Here is a 16,537-nt window from a genome sequence, read left to right as displayed (position 1 = left end):
GCAAGGTAAGTTGTGGCTGGCGAGGCGTGTCCAGGAAGGCTGAGGGGGAGGCCCGATGACCACCGATCGGTCCCGATCCACCGGACGCCCGACCCTCGACCAGGTCGCGGAGCGGGCCGGTGTCGGCCGCGGCACCGTGTCCCGGGTGGTCAACGGGTCGGCGCAGGTCAGCCCGGGTGCCAAGGCCGCGGTCGAGGACGCGATCGCGGAACTCGGGTACGTGCCGAACCGGGCCGCCCGCACCCTGGTGACCCAGCGGACCGACTCGATCGCGCTGGTCATCTTCGAGTCCGGCGAGCGGTTCTTCGCCGAGCCGTTCTTCGGCCGGATCGTCCAGTCGATCGCGTCCGTGCTGGTGGAACGCAACCTGCAGATGGTCCTGATGATCTCCCAGTCGGAGCCGGAGCGGGAACGCCTGGAGGGCTACCTGACCCGCCAGCACGTCGACGGCGCCCTGCTGCTGTCGCTGCACGGCACCGACAACCTGCTGTCGAAACTGGAGCAGCGCGGCGTGGCCACGGTCCGCGCGGGCCGGCCGACCCAGGCGGAGCAGGGCTGCTTCGTGGACGCCGACAACCGTGGTGGCGCCCGCGAGGCCGTCGACTATCTGCGCCGGTCCGGGCGGCGGCGGATCGCCACCATCACCGGGCCGATGGACATGGCGCCCGGCGTGGCCCGGCTCGACGGCTACCGCGACGTGGTGGGCGAGGGCATCGTCGAGCACGGCGACTTCAGCGAGGAGAGCGGCGCGGCGGCGATGCACCGGCTGCTCGACCGGCACCCCGGCGTCGACGCCGTCTTCGCCGCCTCGGACATGATGGCCGCGGGCGCGCTGCGGGCGATGCGCGAGCGCGGGCTGGTCGCGCCGGGCGACATCGCGGTGATCGGCTTCGACGACTCGGTCATCGCCCGGCACACCGACCCGCCGCTGACCAGCGTGCACCAGCCGATCGAGGAGATGGGCCGGCAGATGGTCCGGCTGCTGCTGGCCAAGATCGACGGCGCCGACCCGGGCCCGGGCGGCCCGGTGCTGAGCACCCGCCTGGTCGTCCGCGGCTCAGCCTGACCGCCGCCCCGCCCGCCCGGTCCCGCCCGCCAGACCCGCCCGGCCCGGAAAGCCGGCCGGCGGGCCAGCCGGAGCCGCCCGCTCGCCCGGTCCCGCTCGCCCCGCCGGTCCCGCCCGGCCGGTCCCGCCCGGCCGGTCCCGCCCGGCCGGTCCCGCCCGGCTCGTCGTTCGGCCAGGCCGGCCCGGAGCGCCGGCCCGGAGCGCCGGCCCGGAGCGCCGGCCCGGAGCGCCGGCCCGGAGCGCCGGCCCGGAGCGCCGGCCCGGAGCGCCGGCCCGCAGGGTCAGCCGGAGCCGACCGCCTGGTCCAGGTCGGCCAGGCGGTCCCGGAGCACCTCGGCGCGGCCGGCGTCCACACTGCCCTCGCTGACCCGGTCGCGCAGCTTGCGGCGCAGCTCGCTCACCTGCTCCTCGGCCTGCCGGCCGTCCGCGCGGCCCAGCGTCCCGAGCAGGTTCAGCAGGTCGACCGCGACGTCCGGCCGGATCTGCCCCTGCGCCCGGCCGGCCTCGATCGCCGAGCGGACCCGGGCCAGCGCCACGTCGACGTCCAGCGGCGCGGCCGGGGTGGCCGCCGATCGCGGGGTCACGGACGCCGTCGTCGCGCGGGGTGCGGGTGACGGGCTGGCCGGCGGCTGGGCGGTCGCCGGGGCCCGGCCGGCGTCCTCGGTCTGCCGTGACGTGCCCAGCGACGCGAACACGGCCAGCATGGACACGGCCAGGGCCACCAGCCCGGACCAGAGCACCAGCCGCCGCCGTCCGGAGCGCCGGGTGCCGCCCGCGCCGGCCGGCTCCGCGGGCGCGGGCTGCTCCGGCTCGGCCAGCTCGGTCAGGATCTCGTTGACCTCGGCGGCGGCCGGGCGGCGGTCCGGCTCGTCGACCAGGCACCGGCACACCAGCTCCCGGAACGCCGGCGGCAGCGTGGCCGGCAGTGCCGCCGTGCCGCCCGCGCGGGCCTGGGCCAGCTCCTCCCAGGTGTCCACGGGGTACGGCGGCTGCCCGGTGACCATCTCGTACAGCAGCACGCCGAGGCCGTACACGTCGGTGGCCGGCTCCGCGGGCTTGCCGTCGAGGCGCTCCGGGGCCACGTACGCCGGGGTCCCGAAGGTCGCCCCGGTCTCGTCGTCGTCCGGCTCGCCGGTGACCGCGCTGATCCCGAAGTCGAGGATCTTGACGCCGGTCGGGGTCAGCATCACGTTGCCCGGCTTGACGTCGCGGTGCACGACGCCGCTGGTGTGCGCGGCGGCCAGCGCCTCGGCCACCGCGGCGCCGATGGTGGCGGCCTCCCGCCACGGCAGCGGCCCGCGCACCAGCCGGGCCGCCAGGGTCTCGCCGCCGAGCAGCTCCATCACCACGAACGGCGCCACCGAACCGTCCGGCCGGACCGCCTCGTCGTAGTCGTGCACCGCGGCGATGCCGGGGTGCGAGAGCCGGGCCCCCATCCGGGCCTCGCGCCAGGCCAGCTGGAGCACGTCGGCGCGGGCCCGGTCGAGGCCGGTGGGCAGCTTGAGGGCGACCGGGCGGGCCAGCAGCTCGTCCTGGGCGTGCCAGATCTCGGCCATCCCGCCGGTCTCCAGGCGCGAGACCAGGCGGTAGCGGAACGCCAGGAGGGTGCCCGCCGCCGGCCAGTCGTCGCTCATCTCGGAACACTCGCCCAGCGCACGCGACGTGTCAACTCGTGAGGTCGTCCAGGGCCGCGGCGAACACCTCGTGGTGGCGGGCGACGTCGCGCGGCGTGGTGTCCGGGCACATCAGCGCCATGTTGTGGAACGGCGTCAGCAGCACCCCCCGGTTGATCAGGTATGTGTGCAGGAAGTCCGCCAGCTCCGGATCGGCGCTCGCGGCGGACTCGGTGCCCGTCCGCGGCGCCGGGGCGGTGAAGCGGTACTCCACCCGAGCGCCGAGCTGGGCCACCGACCAGGGCAGCGCGTACCCGTCGATGATCTTGCGGATGCCGTCGGCGAACGCCCCGGCCACCTCGGTCATCGTGCCGAACGCGGCGGCGGTGAGCACCTCCTCCAGCGTCGCCCGGGTGGCGGCCATCGACACCGGGTTGCCCGCCAGCGTGCCGCCGACCCCGCCCATGTCGATCAGGTCGAGGTCGGTGCGCCCGGCCAGCCGCGCGGCGAGCTCGGCGCTCAGCCCGTACGCGCCGATCGGGATGCCGCCACCGATGGCCTTGCCGATGGTGATCACATCCGGGTCCAGGGACCAGGCGGCGGTCGCGCCGCCGGGCCCGGCGGAGAACGTGTGCGTCTCGTCGTTGACCAGGTACGTGCCGTGCTCGCGGGTCAGTGCCCGGACCCCGGCGAGGTAGCCGGGCTCGGGCAGCACGATGCCGATGTTGGTCAGCGCCGGCTCCATCAGCACCGCCGCGACGTCGCCGTGCGCCAGCTCCCGGGCCAGCCCGTCCAGGTCGTTGAACTCGGCGACCCGGCTGGTCAGCGTCACGTCGCCGGGGGCGCCGACGTTGCCCTCGCGGCTGCGCGGGCGGCCGTCCGGGCCGACCACGATCAGCGACTCGTCCACCGAGCCGTGGTAGCAGTAGCTGTTGACCAGGATCCGGGGGCGGCCGGTGGCCGCGCGCAGCAGCCGGATCGCCCACCGGTTGGCGTCGGTGGCGGTGAGCGCGAAACTCCAGGCGGGCAGCCCGAAGCGGCGGCTCAGCTCGGCGCCGACCAGCGCGGCGTCCTCGGTCGGCACCATCGTGCCGGCGCCGCCCAGGTCGGCCAGTCGGCGGGTGACCGCGGCGACCACGGGCGCGGGGGAGTGGCCCGCCATCGCGGCGGTGTCACCGAGGCAGAAGTCCACGTACTCGTGGCCGTCGATGTCGGTGAGCCGGGCCCCGCGGGCCCGGTCGAGGTAGACCGGGTAGCCGGCCGCGCTCTTGTTCATCCAGGTCATCGGCACCCGGCCGAACAGGTGGTCGGCGCGGGCGTAGGCCGCCGCGGACCGGGGGTGCCGGTCGGCGAAGGCGGCCCGCTCGCGCTCCGTCAGGGTCTGCAAGCGGGCGCGGTCGATGGAATCCGTCGGCATGGCGCGACGCTACCAATGATCCACGCGGGCAACGACCGGCCGGACGACCGATTCCGGACCGCGGCTCAGAAGAGCGCAAGCTGGCCCGGGGTGGGATCGCGCCGGCCGGTCAGCCCGCCGCGCAGCTTCCAGGGTTGCAGCTCCGGCATCGGCTCGGTGACCACCACCGGCGGGACCCCGCCGGTCAGCGCCCACAGCGACGGCCCGAAGTTGATGCCGCGTCCGGACAGGACGGCGCGCATGTCGCCCAGGCGCAGCGGCAGCCGGGCCCGGTGCAGGCCCGGCATCGGCAGGTCGGCGCGCATCCGCATGAGCCGGCGGTTGCGCTCGACCAGCGCCCGGGTCTCCGGCCGGCCCAGCTCGTCGGTGCACTGGGCGCCGACCACCTCGCGGACCGCCTGCGCGTCGCCCGCGTCGATGGCGGCCCAGGCGGCGTCGACGGTGGCGAAGGCGGCCAGCAGCCGGGCCGCGGTGGCCGCGCCGAACCGGCGCGCGCCGGGCAGGTTGTCGGACGGGTCGCCGCGCAGGGCGGCGTAGTCGCGGTACTGCTCCGGCCGTACGCCGCAGAGCGCGAGCAGGCCCTCGGGGTCGACCAGCACGGCCTCGTCGAAGCCGCCGTTGCGCACCCGCAGCACCGAGGTGTGCTCGTCGATCAGCGCGAACGCGTCCCGGTCGCTGGTCATCAGCACCGAGCGCCAGCCGTTCTCCCGGGCGTGCGCGGCAGAGCTGGCCAGCACGTCGTCCGCCTCGTAGGCGGGTGGCACGACCGTGCAGACGCCGGCCGCGCTCAGCAGCGCGGGCGCGCCGGCGATCTGCTCGCTGAGGTCCGCCGGCTTGTCCGGGCGGTGCGCCTTGTAACCCGGATACTCGGTGCGCCGGGCCGACTCCCGCGGGCAGTCGAAGCCGACCACCACCGCGTCGGGGCGCAGGTGCGCGGCGGCCCGGGCCAGGTAGCCGACCAGTCCCCGCAGCGCCCACACCGGCCGGCCGGCCCGGTCCAGCAGCCCCTCCATCGCCGCGGCGTGGTAGGCGCGGTGCAACAGGCTGTTGCCGTCCAGGACGAGCAGCAGGGGGGCCGGGGGCGACACCCGGACAGCCTATGCCGGACCGTACCGCGCGACGAGGGCCGCACCCGGCCGGTGAGCTCGGCCCGGACCGCGGCGGGCTCCGGCACCGGCACGGCGGCGCCCCAGCCGGCCGGCCGCTCCGCGATGGACAGCGCCATCGGGGCCGCGACCCGCACCCGGGCCCGCCCGTCCGGCCGCGTCTCCAGCGGCTCGCAGTGCCGGCCGATCCGCGCGAAAAGCCTCAGCTGCGGCGCGGGCCGTCCGATTGTCGGGGCCGAACCCCGGAACAGAGGAGCTGCCATGGCCGCCGCCGCCGACATCACCGCCGCGATCATGGCCGGCATCGCGAGCCTGGGCGTGCCCTGGTGGGGCTGGGCCGCCCTGTTCGTCATGGTGTTCTTCGGCCTGCTGGTGCCGGGAGCGCAGGAGACCGAGCCGGACGCGGCCGACCGGCTGCGCGGCGGGGTCTGAACCGGAAAAGGCGTGGCGGCCCCCGGACCGCCGCGCCTACCATCACCGCATGACCTGGCGATGGTGACCCTCCGGTAACGACCGCCGGCTGGCGGCCACCCTGTACGCGTACGCGTTCCTGGGTGATCTTGTCGTGTTCTACCCGGTGTACGCGCTGCTGTTCGCCGACACCGGCCTGTCGGTCGGGCAGATCTCCTCGCTGTTCGTGCTCTGGTCGGCCGGCAGCACCCTGCTGGAGGTTCCCTCCGGCGCCTGGGCCGACGCCGTCTCCCGGCGGCTGCTGCTGTGCCTGGCGCCGCTGCTGGCCGCGGCCGGATTCGCGCTCTGGGTGCTGGCCCCGTCGTATCCGGCCTTCGCGGCCGGTTTCCTGCTCTGGGGTGCCGGCGGCGCGCTCAGCTCCGGTGCCCTGGAGGCGCTGGTCTTCAGCGAGCTCGACCGCCTCGGCGCGGCCGGCCGCTACGCCCGCGTGATGGGCCGGGCCCGGACGGCCGAGACCATCGGGGTGCTGGTTTCCACCGTGCTGGCCGGCCCGGTGCTGGCCGCAGGCGGCTACCCGGCGATCGGCGCGGCCAGCATCCTGGCCTGCCTGCTCGCCGCGGCCGTCGCCACCACCTTCCCCGAGCACCGCGGAGCCGCGGGCGCGGGGGACGACGATGACGATGACGACCTCGGCTGGGCGGCGAGCCTGCTCGCGGGGCTGGCCGAGGTCCGCGCCGACGGTGCGGTCCGGGCCGCCGTCGTCCTGCTCGCGGTGGTGACGGCGGTGTGGGGCGCGCTGGACGAGTACACCCCGCTGCTGGCGGAGGAGACCGGTGTCGCCCGCGAGACGGTGCCGGCGCTGCTCCTGCTGCTCTGGGCCGGGGTCACGGTGGGCGGTCTGCTCGCCCCGCTGGGTGAGCGGCTGACCGACCGGGGGTACGCCGTGCTGCTCGCCGGGTCCGCCCTGGCGCTGGGCGCCGGCGCCCTGCTCGCCCGGCCGGCCGGGTTCGTGGCGGTGGCGGCCGGGTTCTGCGGCTTCCAGCTGGCCACGGTGCTGGCCGACGCCCGGTTGCAGGCCCGGATCACCGGCGCTGCCCGGGCCACGGTGACCTCGCTGGCCGGCACCGCCACCGACCTCGGCACGATCGCCGTGTACGGCGGCTACGCCCTGCTCGCCACCGGGGCCGGCCACGGGGTCGCCTTCGCGGTGCTGGCGCTGCCGTACCTGATCATGGCCCTGGCCCTGGTGGCGCGACCGCGGGGGAGAATGGGGCGATGAGCGAACCGCAGCTGTTGTCCGCCTGGGCCGGGCACTGGACCGGATCCGGCACCGGCGTCACGGTGATCCTCCCGCCGGCCGGCACGGTCGGCTCGGGGGAGGTCCGCGGCGGCGCGCCGGCCACCCGGGAGTTCGCGCTGCTCGAACCGACCCGGCTGGTCGACCGGGTGGACGCGGTGGTGCTCTCCGGCGGGTCCGCGTTCGGGCTCGCCGCCGCCGACGGGGTGATGGCGCTGCTCCGCGAGCGGGGCAGCGGCTTCCCCACCCCGGCCGGCCCGGTGCCGATCGTCGTCGGCATGTCGATCTTCGACGGCTCGGTGCGGACCGGCCCGCCCGACGCGGCGAGCGGGCGCGCCGCCGTGCTGGCCGCGTACTCCGGCGTGGCGCTGGCCTCCGGCCGGGCCGGCGCCGGCACGGGCGCCGCGACGGGCAAGTGGCGCGGCCGCACCGACCCGGGCGGGCTGGGCTGGGCCGAGCGGACGGCGGGCGCGGCCCGGGTGGCGGCCGTCGTCGCCGTCAACGCCTGGGGTGACGTCATCGGCCGCGACGGCGAGCCCGTGTTCGGCGGCGCCGCCGGGCCCGTCCGGCCCGAGCCCGCGTACGGGATGCAGAACACCACGGTCGGCGTCGTGCTGACCGACGCCCGGCTGTCCAAGAACGACTGTTACCTGCTGGCCCAGAGCGGTCACACCGGTTTCGCCCGCGCGATCCACCCGGCCCACTCCCGGTACGACGGCGACGCGGTGGTGGCCCTGGCGACCGGCGGCTCCACGGTGGACGCCGATCTTGACCTGCTGCGCGCGGTCGCCGTCGACACTGTCGCCGCCGCTGTGCGCGCCGCCGTCATGCCACCGGCCTGAGGGCGGGCTCCCGCCACGGCAGCAGCGCGACCAGTGCCAGCAGCATCAGCGTGAACGTGTTCTGCAGGAGCACCGTGCGCATGCCACCCGGGCCGGCCGCGGTGAGCCAGATCGGGGACACGACGCTGAGGGCGTACACCGTGGCCGCGGCCACCGCCGGCAGCGGATCGCGGCGCCGGGCCGCGAGATCGGCCAGCAGGAGCGCCGCGACCGGCAGGAACACCAGGTGGTGGGTCCAGGACATCGGGCTCACCAGGTTCGCGGTCAGGCCGGTCAGGGTCAGGGCGGCCGGCTCGTCCCCGGCCGCGTGCGCCAGCCGGGCCCGGCGCAGGCCCACCACCAGGACCACCGCGCAGCCGGTCAGCCACCAGCCGGCCGGCGCCGACACCGTGCCGGCCAGCCGGGCTAGCAGGCCGCTCAGCGACTGGTTGGTCAGCGCGGCCGCGGCGCCCACCCGCTCGGTCTGCCACAGCAGGTCGCCGAAGTAGCGCAGCGACTCGGCCGGGGCCAGCAGGAACGCGCCCACGGTCAGCCCGGCCGTGGTCAGCGTCGCGGTGCGCGCCGCCCGCCACTGCCCGGTGACCAGCAGGTACCCGATGAACAGCCCGGGGGTGAGCTTGATCGCGGTGGCGATGCCGACGCCGGCGCCGGCCCACCGCGACCCGGCGCGGCCGAGCACCAGCAGATCCAGCACGACCAGGGCGAACAGCCACAGGTTCACCTGACCGAAGCCGAGCGTCTGACGGACCGGCTCGGTGCAGAGCGCGAGCGGCACGGCGGCCGCGAGCACGTGCCGCGGCGGGCGGCCGTGCCGGGCGGCGATCGGGGCCAGCAGCACCGCCAGCACCACGGTCAGCGCCAGCACGCTGCCGACGGCGTTCAGCCAGCCCGCCGTCTCCGCCGGGACGCGGGCCACCGGCTGGAGCACGAACGCGGCGAACGGCGGGTAGGTGAAGCCCAGCTCGCCGCGGACCGGCGCGGCGTAGTCGTACAGCTCGCCGCCGTTGCCCCACCAGCGGATCGCGTCGTGATAGATCACCATGTCGAAGAACCGGTAGTGCGCGGCGAAGGCGCGCACGGCCAGGCCGAGCAGCGCGGCCAGGCCGCAGATCACGAGGGTACGGACCCAGCGCCGGCGGGTGCGGGGCGCGGGCTCGGCGAGCAGCGTCACAGGGGTCTCCCGGGGTCGGGGCAGCAGGAACCGGCCGATCGGCGCGGGGGCGCGACGGCGGGACCGGACAGGGTTCTAGGGCTTGTCGCTCCAGGCGACCGCCGTGACGGCGGTGCTGTACTGCACGGCGCCGGCGGGCAGGCCGGCGTTGTCCGGCCCCGGCTGCCGCACCACGGCCTGGGTGTAGGTGATCCGGTCGGAGTCCGGCCCGAGGTACACCTGCCACTCGACCAGGCCGTACCGCTGGGTCGGCGCGGTGTAGGCCAGCGCCCGCGCGGGCCGGCCCAGCGGATCCGCGCCGGCGTCCAGGGTGCGCACCCCGGTCAGCCCGGCCAGCATCCGGAAGATCTTCGCCCGGTCCGCGCCGCCGGCCCGGCCGGTGAACGTGTCGAGCAGCTTCGTGCCGGTGCGGAACAGCCAGCCCTGCGGGTCCGCCGGGGTGGTCAGCCCGGCCTCGGCCAGCCAGGCGAGCATCGCGGGCCCGGTGGCGGCCGGATCGTCGGGCAGCTCACCCAGCTCACCCGCGAACGCCTGGTCGCCGGCCAGGTCCGGGTGGAGCCCCCGGTCGTCGTCGGCGGGCAGTTCGGCCGGGCCGGGCGAGCCGTCGGAGGCGTACGCGGCGGCGCCGGCGGCGGTCAGCGGCCGGACGCTCGAGCCCTGCTCGCCGATGGTCACCCAGCCCTCGCCCGGCAGGCCGTCCGCGGGCTGGACACTCTGGACGGAGTCGACCCGGATCACGTCGTAACCCGGCCCGGCGCCGAGGTGCACGACCCGGGCGACGCTGCCGGTGGCGAGCACGAACTGCCCGCGCCGGCCCTCCTGCCCGGCCCGGGCCGCGGCCGCCGACAGGATCGACTGCGGGGTGGCGACGCTGGTCACCGCCGGTGGCCGCGGCGGGGGACCGCGGTGCACGACGATGAACGCGGCCGCCGCCACAGCGGCGAGCGCGGCCGGGACCAGCGCGTACCGCCATCGCGGCGCGGGCGGCAGGGTCAGGCGGCGGCGGGGCTGGGCCAGCACGGCCCGGTGCAGCGAGAGCGCCCGCGGCGAGGTCGCGGCGCCGGCCAGCTCGGTGTCGGGCACGGGGTTGGCGGCGGCCAGCCGGGCCATGGCGTCCTGGTCGGTCATGCGGACTTTCCCCTCGGGCTCGCGGCACTGTGCAACTCGTACGGTCGGGGCGCCGGCGGCGCCTGGTCCTGGTCCCGGTCCGCCGCCTCGAGCAGCCGGGCCAGCCGGCGCCGGGCCCGGTGCACCCGCACCTTGAACGCCACGGCGGTGCAGCCGAGCAGGTGCGCGGCCGCGTCGTGGCTCAGCCCCTCCCAGCCGATCAGCAGCAACGCCTCCCGGTCGGGCCGGGACAGCCGGCCCAGCGCCTCGCGCAACCCGGCGTCGGCGACCACCGAGACGGCATGGTCGGGTGCCGGCGGCACGCCCCCGCCCGCGATCCGCTCGGTGAGCCGGAGCCGGCGCCGGGCGGCCCGCTCCTCGTTGGCCAGACTGTTGCGGGCGACCCGGTAGAGCCACGGCAGCGGCTCGCCCGGCAGCCGGCCGAAGTGCCGCCAGGCCGTGGCGAAGGTGTCGGCGACGACGTCGTGGGCCCGGGCCTGGTCGGTACGGCGCGACACGAACGCCAGCACACGGGGGTAGTGCCGGCGGAACATCGCCGTGAACTCCTCCTCGTCGCTCACGCCGGCCCTCTCCCCTCGTCGCGCCGCCTCGTCGTCCGGTTCAGGTCCGGCCGGCGCGCTCCGGTTACCGGATCGGCCGACTTCTTTTCCGGCGCCGCCGCGGGAACCGCGCTGACCTGCGCCGGGGCGAAATTCCAAAATCGGCTCCGCGGCGCGGCCCGGACCGGAGAATGGTGCCATGGCAACGCTTGCCGATCGGCTCCCGCGTGGCGCCCGGCTCTCCGAGGAGTCCTGGGCCGCCCGACACCGCATCGTCACCAGGCTGCTGTGGCTGCACGTGCCGGCGCTGGTCCTGCTCGGACTGCTCGGGCCGATGCCGGCCTGGGAGGCCGCCGCCGTGCCCGCCGGCATCGTCGTGCTGGCCGTGGCCGCCGCCGTGCTGCCCGCGCCGCGAGCCCGTGCCTCGGCCGCGAGCATCGGCCTGATCGCCTGCACCTTCGCGGCCATCGAGCTGTCCGGCGGCGAGATGGCCATGCACATCCACCTGTACGCGGTGCTCATCTTCGTCGCGCTCTACCAGCAGTGGACACCGCTGCTCTGGGCCGTGGTGATCGTGGTGCTGCACCACGGCTCGCTGGGCCTGCTGCACCCGCACCGGGTGTTCGGCATGCCCATGTCGATGCTGGAAGGGCTGGGTCAGGTGGTCCTGCACGCCGGGCTCGCCGCCCTCGAGGTCATCGGCATCATCGTGTTCTGGCACTTCGCCGAGCAGGCCGAGCGCGAGGGCGAGGCGCTGGCCGAGGCGGCGGAGGCCCAGCGGCTGGCGACCGTCCGCGCCGAGCAGGAGTCCGCGGCCCGCGCGGCCGACGCGGACCGGGTCCGGTCCGCCGAGGTCTCGGCCCGGGCCGAGCGGCTCTCGGCCGACGCGCTGGCCATCGGCGAGCAGGCCCGCGCCGCGATCACCGCCGTCGCCGCGGTCGACACCGAGCTGGCCGGGCTTGCCGGCGCGGTCCGCGACATCTCCACCCGGTCGCAGGAGGCGGCCGGCAGCGCTTCCGCGGGCAAGGACACGGCGCTCACCGCGGCGGCCAAGGTCCGCGCGCTGGAGGCGTCGGTCGGGGAGATCGCCGAGGTCAACGCGCTGATCGCGCAGCTGGCCGGGCAGACCAACCTGCTGTCGCTGAACGCCACCATCGAGGCGGCCCGGGCCGGCGAGGCGGGCCGGGGCTTCGGCGTGGTCGCCAACGAGGTCAAGCAGCTGGCCCAGCAGACGGCCGAGTCGGTGGACCGGGTCAACGGGGTGATCCAGGCGATCGTCGCGCAGACCGGCGACGTGGCCACGACCTTCGACTCGACGACCAGTGCGGTCGGCGACATCCACGCCATCCAGGTCGACATCGCCGCGTCGGTGGAGGAACAGGCCGTGGTGCTGGCCGAGGTGACCCGCCAGCTTGCGGCGGCGACGGTGGCGGCCGGGCAGGTGCTCGTCGGGCTGGAGCAGCTCACCGCCTCGGCCTGACCCGGCCGGGTCAGACCGTCCGCAGGTCCAGGGCGTGCCAGACCACGGCGTCCAGGTTGCCGGTCGACCACCAGAGCATCCCGTTGCGGTAGGCCACCGAGCCCGCGTCCGGGCTGACCGTCACCGTGCGCCGGGTGGCGAGCTCCACCGCGATCAGCTCGTTGTTGCCGGTCAGCTCCGAGTTGGGGCCGATCCGGGCGAGCACCTCGAAGCGGTCCAGCGGGGCCACGTCGACGATCACGGTGGCCGCGGTGTCCCCGGCGATCCGGGCCCGGTCGCTGCCGTCGGGCCGCATCAGCTCGATCCGGTTCTGCCCGTCGCGGGTCAGCGAGGCCACCCGGCACCAGACCGGGCTGCACGCGGTGATGGTCCGGGCGCCGGCATCGCGGACCGGGCTGTCCCGGCCGGTGGTCAGGTCGCGCAGCAGAGTGCTGCCGGAGCTGTCGTTGACGCCGTTGACCAGCCACGGGTACGCGGACAGCTTCCACGTGCCGGGCTGGCGCAGGATCCGCACCGGGCCGCCGGTCAGCGCCACCGACCGCACCTGGGTGACGTCGCCGCGGTCGGCCGCCACCCAGTGCACCCGGCCGTCGGCGATCACCAGGTCGTACTGGGACCGGTAGAACTCGGCCCGGCCCAGGTCGGTGGTGAGCTGCCGGGGCGCCCCGGTGCCGCCCAGCCCGGCGGTCAGCAGCCGCAGCTTGCCGCCGTCGGTGCTCTCCACCCAGGCCAGCACGTCGCCGGTGACGGTCAGGGCCGGGAAGGACGGGTGCTGGGAGCGGGGCAGCCGGCGCAGCTGCCGGACCGCGCCGTCCGGGCCGACCCGGACCAGGCGCAGGTAACGGTCGTCGGGGGTGGCGGCGGTGCCGATCGAGGTGCGGGCGTCCAGGAAGAGGCCGGGCCGGTACGCGGCGCCGTCGGGCAGGCTCGCCTGCACCGTGCCGCGCTGCGCCTGGGGCCAGGCCGCCGCCGCGGTCACCGGCGCCGCGGGCTGCGCGTTCCCGCCGGCCGGCAGCACCAGCAGGGCGGCGCCGGCGACGAGGGCGGCGGCGAGGCCGAACCGCGAGCGCGCTGTGCTCATGCTCGTCGACCTCCACCGGCGTCCGTGGCTGCCGATGATAGCCATGGTCCCGGCGGGTGCCGCGCCGGCACCGGTCGTGCAGCATGCAGCACGCATCCTCCGCAGCGAGGACAAAGAGCCATAAGACGCCGAGGCTGATACCCCAGACATTTCCCGATTTTGATCACTTGTCGGCGGCCGGTCCGGGTCGCAGGCTGAACCCGGCCGGGCACACCGGCCGCGCGAACCGAGCAGACGGGGGAACGATGCTCTGGAGAAGTCGTGCCGTGGCCGTGCTGGCCGTGGTGACACTCGCCGGGCCGGCGGTGCCGACGCCGGCCGCCGCGCAGGCCGGTGACACCCCGGCCGTCAACGCCGTCATCGTCTGGAATTCGCACGCGCAGACGGCCATCTACGAGGTGGCCCGGCAGGCGCCCAACGTGACCGGCCGGAGCTTCGCGATGGTCCAGGGGGCCGTCTACGACGCGGTGAACGCGATCGCCGGCCAGCCGTACCAGCCGTACCTGATCGCCCCGCCCAGCCGGCCCGGCGACTCGGCCGACGCCGCCGTCGCGGCCGCGGCCTACCGCGTGCTGCTGGACATGTTCCCGGCCCAGTCCGCCACCCTGACCGCGCAGTACGAGCAGGCGCTGGCGGCGATCCGCGACGGGCGGGGCAAGCGCGGCGGCATCGCGGTGGGCGAGCAGGCCGCCACGGCGATGCTCGAGGCCCGCCGCGACGACGGCGCGTTCGGCCCCGGCACCTGGAACGTCAGCACCGCGCCCGGGCAGTGGCGGCCCACCCCGCCCGGGTACGCCCAGGACGGCGCCTGGCTCGCCGACCTGAAGCCGTTCGTGGTGGACGACGCGGCCGGCTACCGCACCGCCGGGCCGCCCGCCCTGAGCAGCGCCGCCTGGGTGCGCGAGTTCACCGAGATCAAGGCCCTCGGCTCGGAAACCAGCACGGTCCGCACGGCGGATCAGACCGAGGCGGCGCGCTGGTGGCACGACCGGCGGCTGGGCGAGTGGCAGATCAAGCGCGACCTGGCGCAGAGCCGGCGGCTGAGCCCGCTGCAGACCGCCCGGATGTTCGCGATGGCCGACATCGCCAACGCGGACGCCCTGACCGCCTGCTTCGCCGAGAAGAAGCACTGGAACTTCTGGCGCCCGGTGACCGCGGTGACGCTGGCCGACACCGACGGCAACCCGGCCACCACGGCCGACCCGTCCTGGACGCCGCTGGTGGTCACGCCGCCGTTCCCGGACCACACCTCCGGGCACACCTGCTCGACCTCGGCGGTCATGCTCGCGCTGCGCACCTTCTTCGGCCGCGACGACCTGTCGTTCAGCGCCTACAGCCAGGACTCGGGCACCACCCGGACGTTCACCAGCTTCTCCCAGGCGCTGGCCGAGGTCGTGGAGGCGCGGATCTGGGCCGGCGTGCACTTCCGCAGCGCCGATGTCCAGGGTGTCGAGGTCGGCACGAGGGTGACCCGCGACGTGCTCGCCCGCGAGTTCCACCGGCAGCGGTAGGGCTACCAGGGCACCACGCCGGCGTCCTCGAAAAACCCGCCGCTCGTCCCGCCGTCGGGCAGGGTCGCGAGCCGGATCACGATGGCCGCACCCTGCCCGGGGGTCCGCACGCCCCGGAAGCCGTTGAGGTCGGTGGCGACAAAACCGGGGCAGGCGGCGTTGATCAGGATGCCGGTGTCCCGCAGCTCCCGGGCGTACTGGACGGTGACGCCGTTCAGGAACGTCTTCGACGGCGAGTACGCGACCGCCACCGGCCCCGTCGTGAGATCGTCGGCGGGGCCGGACTGCCGGGTGAGCGAGCCGACGCTGCTGGACATGTTCACGATCCGCGGCGACGCCGAGCGGCGCAGCAGCGGCAGCATCGCGTTGGTGACCCGGATGACGCCGAGCACGTTGGTCTCCACGACCGTCCGGACGGTTGCGAGGTCGACCCGGCTGGGCTCCTGCGGCCGGCCGCCGGTCACGCCGGCGTTGTTGACGAGCACGTCGAGGCGCCCGGCCCGCTCCTCGATCAGCGCCGCGGCGGCGGTCACGCTCGCGTCGTCGGTGACGTCGAGCGGCACCCCGAACGCGTCGACGCCGGCCGCGCGCAGCTTCGCCACGGCGGTCTCCCGGCGTTCCGGGTCGCGGGCGCCGACCCCGACGCCCCACCCGAGCGCGCCCAGGCCCGCCGCGATCTCGTACCCGATTCCCTTGTTCGCGCCGGTGACCAGCGCGATCGTCTGTTCGCTCATAGCTGCGATCCTGGCCGCGGGCCGGCGGACGACCAACACCGTGTGGGTGGGCAGCGATACCCGCCGGGTATCGGTCCGGCGGTACCGTGGCGGCATGGAGACGCGGGAGCTGCGGTACTTCGTCGCGGTCGCCGAGGAGCTGCACTTCGGCCGGGCCGCCCAGCGGCTCGGGATCGCCCAGCCGCCGCTGTCCCGCGCGATCGGGCAGCTGGAACGGCGGCTCGGCGTGGCGCTGCTGGCACGCACCAGCCGCAGCGTCAGCCTGACCGAGGCGGGTTCGGTGCTGCTGGCCGAGGGGCGGGCGGCCCTGGATGCGGTGGAGGCGGCGGGCCGGCGCACCCGGCGGGCCGCGCTGGCCGGGACCGGCGGGCCCGGACTGGTCCTGGTCACCAAGGCGGGCGCGTCGCCCGAGCTGCTGGCGGAGCTGCTCGACGCGTACGCCGCCGAGCCCGGCGCGGTCGCCGTCGACGTGCTGCTGTGCGGGATCGGCGAGCAGGAGCGGCTGCTGCGCGACGGCCGGGCCGACGTGGCGCTGCTGCACCGGCCGTTCGACTCCACGACCGGCTTCGACACCGAGGAGCTGCGGACCGAGGGGCAGGTCGTGGTCCTGCCGGCCGGTCACCCGGCGGCGAGCCGGGCCGAGCTGCGGATGGCCGAGGCCGCGGCGCTGCCCGGCCTGCCGCTGCCGGTCTGGCCCGGCCCGGGCGGCGCCTATCCGGACGGTCCCGGTCCCCGGGTACGCGACCACGCGCAGCTGCTGCAGCTGATCGCGCTCGGCCGGGCGGCGGCGGTGCTGCCGGAATCGTGCCGGACCCAGCTGAGCCGGGACCTGGCCGCGGTGCCGGTCCCGGACGCGCCGGCGGTGACCACGGTGATCGCCTGGCCGCCGCACAGCCGGTCCCTGGCCCTCGCGGGGCTGGTCCGGGCCGCGACGCGCCGCTGACCGCCCTTCTCGCTGGGCCGCTGGCCGCCTCCCCGCTGGGCTATCCGGGCCGCGACGCCCCGATGGCAGCCGCCTCGCGGGTTGGTCCGGGCCGTGACCCGTCGCCTCGCGGGTTGGTCCGGGCCGTGACCCGTCGCCTCGCGGGTTGGTCCGGGCCGTGACCCGTCGCCTCGCGGGTTGGTCCGGGCCGTGACCCGT

General features: G+C 76.1%; 15 protein-coding genes. 7 read left to right on the top strand and 8 right to left on the bottom strand.

Going from position 1 to position 16,537, the window contains the following annotated elements; genetic code table 11:
* The first annotated feature begins 55 nt into the window (after nucleotides 1-55).
* The gene (locus ACIBQZ_RS36355) at nucleotides 56-1,066 is read left to right on the top strand and encodes a LacI family DNA-binding transcriptional regulator (RefSeq protein WP_396093415.1); all 1,011 of its coding nucleotides are present in this window, start codon (nucleotides 56-58) and stop codon (nucleotides 1,064-1,066) included.
* Nucleotides 1,067-1,347: 281 nt separating this feature from the next.
* Here ACIBQZ_RS36355 and ACIBQZ_RS36350 read toward each other — a convergent pair whose 3' ends face one another.
* From ACIBQZ_RS36350 to ACIBQZ_RS36340, 3 genes are all read right to left on the bottom strand, one after another.
* The gene (locus ACIBQZ_RS36350; protein ID WP_396093414.1) at nucleotides 1,348-2,700 is read right to left on the bottom strand and encodes a serine/threonine-protein kinase; all 1,353 of its coding nucleotides are present in this window, start codon (nucleotides 2,698-2,700) and stop codon (nucleotides 1,348-1,350) included.
* A gap of 31 nt (nucleotides 2,701-2,731) precedes the next feature.
* Nucleotides 2,732-4,096: a transaminase gene (locus tag ACIBQZ_RS36345; RefSeq protein WP_396093413.1), complete on the bottom strand. Its 1,365-nt coding sequence runs from the start codon at nucleotides 4,094-4,096 to the stop codon at nucleotides 2,732-2,734.
* 65 nt (nucleotides 4,097-4,161) lie between these two features.
* Nucleotides 4,162-5,184, bottom strand: coding sequence for a 5'-3' exonuclease H3TH domain-containing protein (locus ACIBQZ_RS36340; RefSeq protein WP_396093412.1), 1,023 nt, complete (start codon nucleotides 5,182-5,184; stop codon nucleotides 4,162-4,164).
* Nucleotides 5,185-5,463: 279 nt separating this feature from the next.
* Here ACIBQZ_RS36340 and ACIBQZ_RS36335 point away from each other — a divergent pair, with 279 nt between their 5' ends.
* The 3 genes from ACIBQZ_RS36335 to ACIBQZ_RS36325 all read left to right on the top strand — a co-directional run bounded on the left by ACIBQZ_RS36335 (nucleotide 5,464) and on the right by ACIBQZ_RS36325 (nucleotide 7,752).
* Complete coding sequence (locus ACIBQZ_RS36335; protein WP_396093411.1) at nucleotides 5,464-5,634, top strand: hypothetical protein; 171 nt, start codon at nucleotides 5,464-5,466, stop codon at nucleotides 5,632-5,634.
* Nucleotides 5,635-5,722: 88 nt separating this feature from the next.
* On the top strand, nucleotides 5,723-6,892 hold the full coding sequence (locus ACIBQZ_RS36330; protein ID WP_396093434.1) for an MFS transporter: 1,170 nt from the start codon (nucleotides 5,723-5,725) through the stop codon (nucleotides 6,890-6,892).
* Complete coding sequence (locus ACIBQZ_RS36325; RefSeq protein ID WP_396093410.1) at nucleotides 6,889-7,752, top strand: P1 family peptidase; 864 nt, start codon at nucleotides 6,889-6,891, stop codon at nucleotides 7,750-7,752. Before ACIBQZ_RS36330 ends, ACIBQZ_RS36325 begins: the two co-directional genes overlap by 4 nt.
* On the opposite strand, the gene ACIBQZ_RS36320 is transcribed toward ACIBQZ_RS36325, so the two are convergent.
* The 3 genes from ACIBQZ_RS36320 to ACIBQZ_RS36310 form a co-directional block, all read right to left on the bottom strand.
* Nucleotides 7,736-8,923 carry a glycosyltransferase 87 family protein gene (locus ACIBQZ_RS36320; RefSeq protein WP_396093409.1) on the bottom strand — a complete coding sequence of 396 codons (1,188 nt, stop codon included), beginning with the start codon at nucleotides 8,921-8,923 and terminating at the stop codon, nucleotides 7,736-7,738. The genes ACIBQZ_RS36325 and ACIBQZ_RS36320 overlap by 17 nt on opposite strands.
* A gap of 75 nt (nucleotides 8,924-8,998) precedes the next feature.
* Nucleotides 8,999-10,051 (bottom strand): hypothetical protein, encoded by a 1,053-nt coding sequence (locus tag ACIBQZ_RS36315; protein ID WP_396093407.1) that lies wholly within the window; start codon nucleotides 10,049-10,051, stop codon nucleotides 8,999-9,001.
* On the bottom strand, nucleotides 10,048-10,611 hold the full coding sequence (locus ACIBQZ_RS36310) for an RNA polymerase sigma factor (protein WP_396093405.1): 564 nt from the start codon (nucleotides 10,609-10,611) through the stop codon (nucleotides 10,048-10,050). Before ACIBQZ_RS36310 ends, ACIBQZ_RS36315 begins: the two co-directional genes overlap by 4 nt.
* A 178-nt stretch (nucleotides 10,612-10,789) precedes the next feature.
* Between ACIBQZ_RS36310 and ACIBQZ_RS36305 the strand changes: the two genes are divergently transcribed.
* Nucleotides 10,790-12,070 carry a methyl-accepting chemotaxis protein gene (locus tag ACIBQZ_RS36305; protein WP_396093404.1) on the top strand — a complete coding sequence of 427 codons (1,281 nt, stop codon included), beginning with the start codon at nucleotides 10,790-10,792 and terminating at the stop codon, nucleotides 12,068-12,070.
* 10 nt (nucleotides 12,071-12,080) lie between these two features.
* Here ACIBQZ_RS36305 and ACIBQZ_RS36300 read toward each other — a convergent pair whose 3' ends face one another.
* Complete coding sequence (locus ACIBQZ_RS36300; RefSeq protein WP_396093403.1) at nucleotides 12,081-13,151, bottom strand: hypothetical protein; 1,071 nt, start codon at nucleotides 13,149-13,151, stop codon at nucleotides 12,081-12,083.
* Nucleotides 13,152-13,396: 245 nt separating this feature from the next.
* Between ACIBQZ_RS36300 and ACIBQZ_RS36295 the strand changes: the two genes are divergently transcribed.
* On the top strand, nucleotides 13,397-14,662 hold the full coding sequence (locus tag ACIBQZ_RS36295) for a vanadium-dependent haloperoxidase (protein ID WP_396093402.1): 1,266 nt from the start codon (nucleotides 13,397-13,399) through the stop codon (nucleotides 14,660-14,662).
* Nucleotides 14,663-14,664: 2 nt separating this feature from the next.
* Here ACIBQZ_RS36295 and ACIBQZ_RS36290 read toward each other — a convergent pair whose 3' ends face one another.
* The gene (locus ACIBQZ_RS36290; RefSeq protein WP_396093401.1) at nucleotides 14,665-15,396 is read right to left on the bottom strand and encodes an SDR family oxidoreductase; all 732 of its coding nucleotides are present in this window, start codon (nucleotides 15,394-15,396) and stop codon (nucleotides 14,665-14,667) included.
* A 94-nt stretch (nucleotides 15,397-15,490) separates the two neighbouring features.
* On the opposite strand from ACIBQZ_RS36290, the gene ACIBQZ_RS36285 reads away from it, so the two are divergent.
* Nucleotides 15,491-16,339 carry a LysR family transcriptional regulator gene (locus ACIBQZ_RS36285; RefSeq protein WP_396093400.1) on the top strand — a complete coding sequence of 283 codons (849 nt, stop codon included), beginning with the start codon at nucleotides 15,491-15,493 and terminating at the stop codon, nucleotides 16,337-16,339.
* Nucleotides 16,340-16,537 lie beyond the last annotated feature (198 nt).

It is taken from the genome of Actinoplanes sp. NPDC049599 (assembly GCF_044465625.1).
Lineage (GTDB): Bacteria > Actinomycetota > Actinomycetes > Mycobacteriales > Micromonosporaceae > Actinoplanes.
The sequence above is the reverse complement of the archived record's forward strand: the minus strand, read 5'-3'. Positions and strand labels throughout refer to the sequence as shown.

What these genes read in the sequence shown, in the direction of transcription:
- ACIBQZ_RS36345 (WP_396093413.1), bottom strand. Translation starts at nt 4,096, where the DNA reads ATGCCGACGGATTCCATCGACCGCGCCCGCTTGCAGACCCTGACGGAG.
- ACIBQZ_RS36305 (WP_396093404.1), top strand. Translation starts at nt 10,790, where the DNA reads ATGGCAACGCTTGCCGATCGGCTCCCGCGTGGCGCCCGGCTCTCCGAG.
- ACIBQZ_RS36295 (WP_396093402.1), top strand. Translation starts at nt 13,397, where the DNA reads ATGCTCTGGAGAAGTCGTGCCGTGGCCGTGCTGGCCGTGGTGACACTC.
- ACIBQZ_RS36300 (WP_396093403.1), bottom strand. Translation starts at nt 13,151, where the DNA reads ATGAGCACAGCGCGCTCGCGGTTCGGCCTCGCCGCCGCCCTCGTCGCC.
- ACIBQZ_RS36315 (WP_396093407.1), bottom strand. Translation starts at nt 10,051, where the DNA reads ATGACCGACCAGGACGCCATGGCCCGGCTGGCCGCCGCCAACCCCGTG.
- ACIBQZ_RS36335 (WP_396093411.1), top strand. Translation starts at nt 5,464, where the DNA reads ATGGCCGCCGCCGCCGACATCACCGCCGCGATCATGGCCGGCATCGCG.
- ACIBQZ_RS36355 (WP_396093415.1), top strand. Translation starts at nt 56, where the DNA reads ATGACCACCGATCGGTCCCGATCCACCGGACGCCCGACCCTCGACCAG.
- ACIBQZ_RS36325 (WP_396093410.1), top strand. Translation starts at nt 6,889, where the DNA reads ATGAGCGAACCGCAGCTGTTGTCCGCCTGGGCCGGGCACTGGACCGGA.
- ACIBQZ_RS36350 (WP_396093414.1), bottom strand. Translation starts at nt 2,700, where the DNA reads ATGAGCGACGACTGGCCGGCGGCGGGCACCCTCCTGGCGTTCCGCTAC.
- ACIBQZ_RS36290 (WP_396093401.1), bottom strand. Translation starts at nt 15,396, where the DNA reads ATGAGCGAACAGACGATCGCGCTGGTCACCGGCGCGAACAAGGGAATC.
- ACIBQZ_RS36285 (WP_396093400.1), top strand. Translation starts at nt 15,491, where the DNA reads ATGGAGACGCGGGAGCTGCGGTACTTCGTCGCGGTCGCCGAGGAGCTG.